Here is a 7,883-nt window from a genome sequence, read left to right on the forward strand (position 1 = left end):
GGGAAAGCGTAGGGGTCATGGCGGGAGTTGCTCCATCGCGGCTCGCATCGGTGCGAGTTATTGTTTGTTTGCGATGGATTAGATTTCAGGCGAGGAATGGGCACAAACGATGAATCGTCAGGCGCCAGATGAGCTCTCGTCAGCTATTTGAAACGATTACCAAGCAACTTGCCGGGCAAGGCATTCAGTCTTGCGGGCGCTGCCCGCTCGTTGGAACGAATGAAATTATCGTGCTCACGGGCCGACTCGCTGCGCCGTATTAAAGAAATTTCACGCAGCATTTAGCTACACGTCTCCTACTTGCATCGGGCTTTCCAAGGCCTACTGAGCCACGTCCCTGCTCAACGTCCGTGGAGAACTCAATGCACGACAACATTTGTTATTGCGCACTACAAAGAATTGGCCGTTACCTCAAGAGAGGACTGCTGGGTACCGCACTCATGTTCCCCATTTTTTGCAACGCCGTCGTAGGTGGAGCGGATGTCCGCGAAGGAAAATACCCATTCATGGCAACCATTCAGTACCACGCTTCAGGGCCAACACCACTACAGCGCCATGGCTGCGGAGGTTCCCTGATAGCCCCCGACTGGGTGCTGACGGCCGCCCATTGCCTGGTGAACATTGAACCCTCGCAGATCGAAGTCATTGTGGGTCGCACCCAGCTCAGTGATGCCTCGCAGGGGCAAACAGTCCCAGTACAACGCATCGTCCTGCACCCCGACTTCCTGCGCACGCTCGCTCCAGATGTGGCGCTGCTAAAACTTGAGCACATACCGAGCGGCATCATGCCCATTGCCATGGTTGCAAACCGTGAGAATCTGGAGGACCGCTTGAAGCAGATGATAGTAACCGGCTGGGGCAACACTGCGCGCAGTCCAGCCCCCGATACACACCCCGACAAGTTACAGCGAGCCAGGCTGCCACGCATGATGGACGTGCAGTGCACCTCTATCGTGCCGAGCCTGAACCTGCAAAATAGTTTTTGTATCGGTGCCGATGGCTTGATACCGGACAGTGGTGATTCAGGCAGCCCGGTTTTTATCAAACGGCGCGCACAAGGCTATGTGCAGTTAGGCATCGTCAGCCAAGGAATTATCATTGCCCGCTTGTCGAACCCAACAGTGGCCGACTTCATTCGCAAAACCATTGCTACGACGCCTTGAGGCGCGGCTCAATCATCCGATGCAGGCAGGTCGCGCTGCCTGACTAGCCCTTCAAGCGTAAACCGTGCCTGCATCAGCACCACATCCCGCACCAGTTCCATCTCCTTCTGATTGACCTCGGTCCACTTCAGCGCTTCGAGCAGCTTGGGTTTCTGTACCCGAAACGCCAACCCTTGGGTAAACAGTGCCATGGAGTGAATCACCGTACGTTCATCTTCCACGGCAAAACCAGCCAGGCGCGCGATCAGTTGGCGGATGACCCGGCCAATACGCGCTTTGAAGCGATCCTCGAAGGCCGTCGTCGCACTTTCAGGGCATAGACCGGCCTGGTGGCGATCGAGAAATGCGCGCCAGGCCGTGGTCTGGGGACTGTCCTGGATCGTCGAGACGACGGTGCCCAGGATGCCCAGCGACACGTCGATCAAGCTACTGTCGTTAGCCTGCCCATCGGCCAGTGCGTGTTCTGCGGCTTCCACGCAAGGCGCCATCTTGCGCCAGAGCAGCGCGATCAAGTGTTCGACGCACGCCAAGTACACGCCTTCCTTGCCATCGAAGTAGTACTGGATCGCCGGAGCATTGACGCCGGCCGCCGTGGCGATGTCACGCGTGGATGCGCCGTCGTAGCCGCGCTCACCAAACACCACGACCGCGGCCTCAACGATGCGTGCACGGGTTTCTTCACCGCGCTGGTAGCCACCTTCAGCGGCAGGTTTATGTCGTGCCATGTGCAGCTCCTTATTTCTCTACCGGAGCAAAATATACCAGTTGACAAAAATTCGCGAAAAATAGAATTTATTCCATCCGATATAAATCTGGAGTGCCCCTCGATGTCCGCTGCACCTCCCTCCCCTCAGGCCATTCCTGAAGACACCGTCAACGGTCAGCGTGGCAAAGCACGTCGAATCCTCCTGAGCATCGCCGCCCTCGCGCTGTTGATCGGTGTGGGCTGGGCCGCGTGGTGGTGGCTGACCGGTCGCTTTATCGAGACCACCGACGACGCTTATCTGCAGGCCGACAGCATCAGCGTGGCACCCAAGATCAACGGCTATGTGGCCGAAGTGCTGGTGAGCGACAACCAGAACGTGAAGCGCGGCGATGTGCTGGTACGCCTGGACGCACGCAAGTACCAGGCCGTCAGCGACGAAGCCACGGCGACCATCGCCGCGCGCAATGCCGACTACGCCAAAGCCCAAGCTGACCTGGTGCAACAGGACTCGACCATCGCCGAAGCCCGCGCCCAGTTGCAAGGTGCCGAAGCCGATGCGCGCCATGCACAAACCGAAGTGGCTCGCTACGCCCCTTTGGCCCGTTCCGGCGCCGAACCGCAAGAACGCCTGGCGCAACTCAATAACCAACTGGCCCAGGCTCGCAGCACAGTGGCCGCCAAACAGGCCGCGTTGCGTTCCAGCGAAACCCGCTACGGCACCCTTCAAGCCCAGCTCAAGCAGGCTCAGGCGCAACTCGGCGTGGCCAAGGCCAGCGAGGCACAGAGCCAGTTGGATGTCGATGACGCGGTAATTCGCAGCCCGTTGGATGGCCGTGTAGCTGATCGCGGTGTACGGGTTGGCCAGTACGTGCAGCCCGGCACCCGCTTGTTGACGGTCGTGCCGATCAGCGCGATTTACCTCACCGCCAACTACAAGGAAACCCAGATCGGCGAAATGCGCCCCGGCCAGAGCGTCAGCGTGCAAGTGGATGCGCTGCCAGGCCGTAAGCTGCAAGGCCACATCGACAGCCTCTCCCCCGGCACCGGTGCGCAGTTTGCGTTGCTGCCGCCGTCGAATGCCACCGGCAACTTCACCAAAATCGTCCAGCGCGTACCGGTGCGTATTGCCCTGGATGTTCCGGATGACGTGCGTATCGCCTTGATGCCCGGACTGTCGGCAACCGTAGAAGTGGACACCCGCACCCACGGCGCGGACGCCAATCATGGCTGAAGCGCTGATCGCCGGGGTCGTTGCCGAAAAGCCGCGCAACGCCTCGCTGACCGACTGGATCGCAGTGGCCGCAGGCGCGTTGGGTGCCTTGCTGGCAACGCTGGACGTGTCAATCACCAACTCGGCACTGCCGCAGATCCAGGGCCAGATCGGCGCCACCGGCACCGAGGGCACCTGGATTGCCACCGGCTACCTGATGTCGGAAATCGTCATGATCCCCCTCGCCGCCTGGCTGACCCGGGTATTCGGCCTGCGCCGGTTCCTGATCGGCACCGCCTTGATGTTCACGGCGTTTTCGATGTTCTGCGGCCTGTCCGCAAGCCTCGGCGCGATGATCGCCGGGCGCATCGGCCAGGGCTTCGCAGGTGGCGCGATGATCCCCACCGCGCAGACCATCGTGCGCACGCGCCTGCCACCCCACCAACTGGCCATCGGCACCACGATGTTCGGCATGACCGTGATCCTCGGCCCCTTGCTTGGCCCGGTGATCGGCGGCTGGCTCACGGAAAACATCAACTGGCGCTGGTGCTTCTTTCTCAACCTGCCCATCAGCATCGCCCTGATCACCCTGCTGATCACCGGCTTGCCATCCGAACGCATGAACCTGCAACGTTTTATCAGCGCCGACTGGCTGGGCATCCTTGGCCTGGCCATGGGCCTCAGTTCACTCACCGTGGTGCTTGAGGAAGGCCAGCGCGAACACTGGTTCGACTCGTTGTTGATCACCTGGCTGAGCATCACCACGGTGGTGGGTTTCTTTCTGATTGCCGTCGGGCAGTTCCGGTCGAGTACGCCGATCCTGCGCTTGCAACTGGTGCTCAACAAAAGCTTCGGCAGCGTGTTGTTGATCGGTACTGCCGTCGGCGCCGGGATTTATGGCACGGCGTATCTGGTGCCGCAGTTCCTCGGAATTCTGTCTGGCTACAACGCCCAGCAGTCGGGCGCGATCATGCTGCTGTCGGGGATTCCGGCGTTTCTACTGATGCCGATTCTGCCGCGCATGCTGGGCCGCTATGACCTGCGCTGGATGGTCGGGATCGGTCTGTTGTTGTATTGGGCCAGTTGCTTTGTAGACACCACGCTCACCGCCGACAGCGTCGGGCACGACTTCGTCTGGTCCCAGCTGTTACGGGGTTTCGGGCAGATCCTGGTGATGATGCCCCTCAGCCAACTATCGATGCGCTCGGTCGACACACGGGACGCCGGCGACGCCGCCGGGCTCTACAACATGTCACGCAACCTGGGCGGTACCATCGGGCTGGCGTTGCTCGGCGTGCTGATGGACCGGCGCAGTCACTTTCATGACGACATGCTGCGCGAAGGCATCCAGGCCAACAGCCAATTGGCCCAGGACCACATGGCGAGCAACACCGCCAGCTACCTGGCGCAAACCGGCGACCCTTCCAGCGCGCCGTTGCAGGCGTTGGCCCAACTGGCCAATGACATTGCCCGGCAGGCGTCGGTGATGGCCTATAACGACTCATTTTATGTCCTGGGACTCGCGATGCTGGCGTGCCTGCCCCTGATCCTCATCCTGAAAAAGCGCACGGTACCACGATGATTGCTCGCTCCTTTCCGCTGCTTCTCACCGTCGGCCTGCTGTCCGCCTGCACCGTCGGCCCGGATTACCAAGGCGCCCCCAGCGTTGCGCCTAAAACCTTGGCGGCCGGGCGTTTGCCCCATGCAGACAACACCGCGCCAGCCGCTCCCGCCGTCGCTCAATGGTGGCGAACCCTGGGCGATGCCCAGCTCACTGAACTGGTCGAAAAGGCACTGCAAAACAGTCCCGACATTGCCACTGCCCAAGCTCGGCTAACACAATCGCGCGCCAGCCTCAGCGGCACCCGCGCCGATGCTATGCCCAAAGTCACCGGCGATGCGGCGATGCTCAGATTACGCTCCCCCGACACCTCGGCGTTGGGCGGCAGCAGCGGCAGCGGTCGCGGCCCATTGAGCCTGTACCTCGCCGGCTTCGATGCCAGTTGGGAGGCCGACCTGTTCGGCGGCACCCGTCGTGCCGTCGAAGCAGCCCAGGCGGAAGCGGACTCGGCCGAAGCACAGCTGGCCGATGCCCAAGTGCAACTGGCCGCAGAAATCGTCCAAACCTACACCGACCTGCGCGACCAACAGGCACGCCTGGCATTGGTGGACGCCAGCGTCGACATCGAAAACCAGGCCCTGAACCTTACCCAGCAACGCCGCGGCCGAGGCGTGGCCTCTCAATTGCAGCTTGAGCAAGTGTTGACCCAAGCTGAAAACACCCAGGCCCAGCGCCTACCGCTGCAAGCATCCATCATCGAATCCCTCGACCAACTCGACCTGCTCTGCGGCCTGGAACCCGGTGAACTGGACAGCCAACTCAGCGCCCCGCGCACCCTGCCCGCCATCCCTGCCACCGTACCGCTCGCCAACCCGGCCTCACTCCTGAAGGCCCGCCCGGATATCCGGATGGCCGAACGCAAATTGGCGTCGAGCAACGCACAAATCGGCGAAAAAACCGCGGATTGGTTCCCCAAGCTCAGCCTGATGGGCGACTTGTCATTCTCCGCCGGCGACCCCGGCCACCTCGCCCGCAAAGACAACGGCACCTGGCTGATCCTGCCCCGCATCACCTGGAACGCCCTGGATTTCGGCCGGGTTGCCGCCAGCGTAAAAGGCGCCGAAGCCGGGCGAGACGAAGCGCTCGCGCAGTACAAGAGCGTGGTGCTGAGCGCGTTGCGTGATGCGGACGTGGCATTGGCGCGGTATGGGCATCAACGGCAAAATGTGGTGCTGTTGCGTAATGTGGAGTCTTCGGCAGTGCGTGCGGCGGACCTGACTCGCCAGCGTTATCGAGCGGGCACCGCGAGCACACTGGATTGGCTGGATGCGGAGCGCACGCGGTATCAGGCCCAAGAGAGCCGGATCTCGGGGGATGCACAGTTGTTGAAGGACTTTGCGTCGTTGCATAAGGCACTTGGACTAGGGTGGACGCTTTGATACGTGATCTGGATGGCGGTCTCTTACGTGTAGCCGTTATTTCAAGTCTTGAGCCAACAGCGCCTCAACCTTTGTACGCAACTCATCCAGCGCAGCCAAATCTTCAGCGCTGTATTCCTTGGCTTCTTCGTGTAAGGCGCAAACGGTGCCATACACCTCTCCATCAGGTCCGTGTACCGCATAGCCTAAATAGTTGCTCAGCCCGAACTCCACCTCATCCTCATTGCCGGCCCAGTCCGCCTCCAAACGCGAGTCCTTGACGTAGAGTGGCTGGTCGGTGTCCACAACCCGCTCACAGTAGAGCGCTTGGCCGTTGTGAGCCAGGGTACTTTTCTTGCCCTGAGCGCCAATGGGATATGTATCCTCATGACGTCCGCCAGAAGCCTCTACCTGCATGTGTTGGGGAAGTGATCGCATAACCAGGATGGAGCTGACACCGAGTTGTTTAGCTAACGCGTCGATATCCTCGCGTAGCGAGTCGAATACTGAGCTGGATTTGGCCACAAGAAGGTCCGGACTATGGGTTGGAAAAGTCCAACTATAGGACGCAGGATCGAAGATCCTAAATACTCAATGGGCATTAGAATAGAAGCGGCTGCCGAGCGCGACGGGCCGGTATGCACCGTTTACTCGTGGATACCGGCCGGCTTTGTGTTCCGTTTACTTACTCGTCCCAGAAGCGTCCTGCTCGACCACCAGATCCAGCACATAGACCTTCGAAGGGGCGTCTGCCGGCGGGTTCTTCCATTCGTATTCCTTTACCCGCAGCACGGTGCGCACACCCTCATGATGTTCGAAGCCTTCGATAGACTGGTACAGCGGGTGCCATGTGTCTTGGGTTGGACGTTGCAGGCCGGCGTCGTCATAGCGGCGCTCGCGCACTTGTAAACATTGATAGTCAGGGATCATCGGGTGACTGCACTTCACGGTCTTTGCAGCCACTTCCAGGAACTTGACCTCACCCTTGCTACCGTAACGCGTCTCCGGCGTGGCCTCGCCCTTTAGCTTGAGCACCGAGCCGTCCGCTGTCGTCAGCTGCAGCATCGGCTCCGCGTTATCGCCGGTGATGGCAGCGCGCAAATCCCCCTTGAACAGTCGACCGACTTGGGCGTCAAGGTCCATCAAACTCTTGTCACAGGCCATAAGCGTCGAGGCCAGCGGCTGCACACTCAACATCCCGCCCTGATAGTGGTAGCCACCGAACTGGCCATTGCAACCACCGCTGATGTTCAGGTTCTTGTCACCGAATGAAACGCGCAGCTTGCGCTCGATGCCTTTGTTCATAGCAACAAGAGGTTTGCCTGAAGCATCAACAGCCGAGACCAGGTTCCAGTGGTAAGCGGATAATGCTGGCTGGGCTACAGCAGCCGAAGTAGCAGTGGGCATGGAAGGTGATTCTTCATGGCTATTGGAAGTGGCGGCACAGCCTTGGATCAGTGCAGCACAAACGGCCACAAGAAGAATGTTTTGTTTCATGGTTCACTCTTTCAGCTTTGATGAGTACGGGCGTTATCTTGCGCCAGCAAGATAAACGCGCGGCTAAACCTGTATTTTGAGGTCATTCGAAGCATTGACTGAGTGTAGACCCAATGGTGGCTCGGACAACCTCGTCCTTGACCGATAGCAATCGGACATCATCTGCTTCGTTCGGTTTCACCGAACAGGAGCACTGGAAGTGTTGCCAAATCTTACATAGAAATTGAGCCTAACTTTCCAGTAGTGTTTGGCTGTGACAGCGAAGCGCCTTGCCAGGAAAACAGGTGCTATCCAGCCGAAAAGAACTGTTCACTTTGCCGCTCAGCAT

The 7,883-nt window shown here is 59.8% G+C and carries 7 protein-coding genes; 4 read left to right on the top strand and 3 right to left on the bottom strand.

Features of this window, described 5'->3' with window-relative positions:
* Positions 1-362 precede the first annotated feature (362 nt).
* Positions 363-1,163, top strand: coding sequence for a S1 family peptidase (locus ACRESD_RS06180; protein ID WP_431750118.1), 801 nt, complete (start codon positions 363-365; stop codon positions 1,161-1,163).
* 8 nt (positions 1,164-1,171) lie between these two features.
* On the opposite strand, the gene ACRESD_RS06185 is transcribed toward ACRESD_RS06180, so the two are convergent.
* Entirely contained in the window at positions 1,172-1,888 is a 717-nt protein-coding gene (locus ACRESD_RS06185) for a CerR family C-terminal domain-containing protein (RefSeq protein ID WP_431750119.1), read from the bottom strand.
* A gap of 102 nt (positions 1,889-1,990) precedes the next feature.
* Here ACRESD_RS06185 and ACRESD_RS06190 point away from each other — a divergent pair, with 102 nt between their 5' ends.
* Genes ACRESD_RS06190 through ACRESD_RS06200 form a run of 3 tightly spaced genes read left to right on the top strand, consistent with a single transcriptional unit; the run spans position 1,991 to position 6,079 of the window.
* Positions 1,991-3,100 carry an HlyD family secretion protein gene (locus tag ACRESD_RS06190; protein WP_431750120.1) on the top strand — a complete coding sequence of 370 codons (1,110 nt, stop codon included), beginning with the start codon at positions 1,991-1,993 and terminating at the stop codon, positions 3,098-3,100.
* On the top strand, positions 3,093-4,661 hold the full coding sequence (locus ACRESD_RS06195; protein ID WP_431750121.1) for a DHA2 family efflux MFS transporter permease subunit: 1,569 nt from the start codon (positions 3,093-3,095) through the stop codon (positions 4,659-4,661). The genes ACRESD_RS06190 and ACRESD_RS06195 overlap by 8 nt, the downstream gene beginning before the upstream one ends.
* Positions 4,658-6,079 carry an efflux transporter outer membrane subunit gene (locus ACRESD_RS06200; RefSeq protein ID WP_431750122.1) on the top strand — a complete coding sequence of 474 codons (1,422 nt, stop codon included), beginning with the start codon at positions 4,658-4,660 and terminating at the stop codon, positions 6,077-6,079. The genes ACRESD_RS06195 and ACRESD_RS06200 overlap by 4 nt, the downstream gene beginning before the upstream one ends.
* A 36-nt stretch (positions 6,080-6,115) precedes the next feature.
* On the opposite strand, the gene ACRESD_RS06205 is transcribed toward ACRESD_RS06200, so the two are convergent.
* Both ACRESD_RS06205 and ACRESD_RS06210 read right to left on the bottom strand, forming a co-directional pair.
* Entirely contained in the window at positions 6,116-6,583 is a 468-nt protein-coding gene (locus ACRESD_RS06205; RefSeq protein ID WP_431750123.1) for a GAF domain-containing protein, read from the bottom strand.
* A 156-nt stretch (positions 6,584-6,739) separates the two neighbouring features.
* The gene (locus ACRESD_RS06210) at positions 6,740-7,555 is read right to left on the bottom strand and encodes a DUF4377 domain-containing protein (protein ID WP_431750124.1); all 816 of its coding nucleotides are present in this window, start codon (positions 7,553-7,555) and stop codon (positions 6,740-6,742) included.
* Positions 7,556-7,883 lie beyond the last annotated feature (328 nt).

Source organism: Pseudomonas sp. (assembly GCF_050739995.1).
GTDB lineage: Bacteria > Pseudomonadota > Gammaproteobacteria > Pseudomonadales > Pseudomonadaceae > Aquipseudomonas.

Coding starts and splice junctions, on each gene's coding strand:
- ACRESD_RS06180 (WP_431750118.1), top strand. CDS start 363: ATGCACGACAACATTTGTTATTGCGCACTACAAAGAATTGGCCGTTAC.
- ACRESD_RS06185 (WP_431750119.1), bottom strand. CDS start 1,888: ATGGCACGACATAAACCTGCCGCTGAAGGTGGCTACCAGCGCGGTGAA.
- ACRESD_RS06190 (WP_431750120.1), top strand. CDS start 1,991: ATGTCCGCTGCACCTCCCTCCCCTCAGGCCATTCCTGAAGACACCGTC.
- ACRESD_RS06195 (WP_431750121.1), top strand. CDS start 3,093: ATGGCTGAAGCGCTGATCGCCGGGGTCGTTGCCGAAAAGCCGCGCAAC.
- ACRESD_RS06200 (WP_431750122.1), top strand. CDS start 4,658: ATGATTGCTCGCTCCTTTCCGCTGCTTCTCACCGTCGGCCTGCTGTCC.
- ACRESD_RS06210 (WP_431750124.1), bottom strand. CDS start 7,555: ATGAAACAAAACATTCTTCTTGTGGCCGTTTGTGCTGCACTGATCCAA.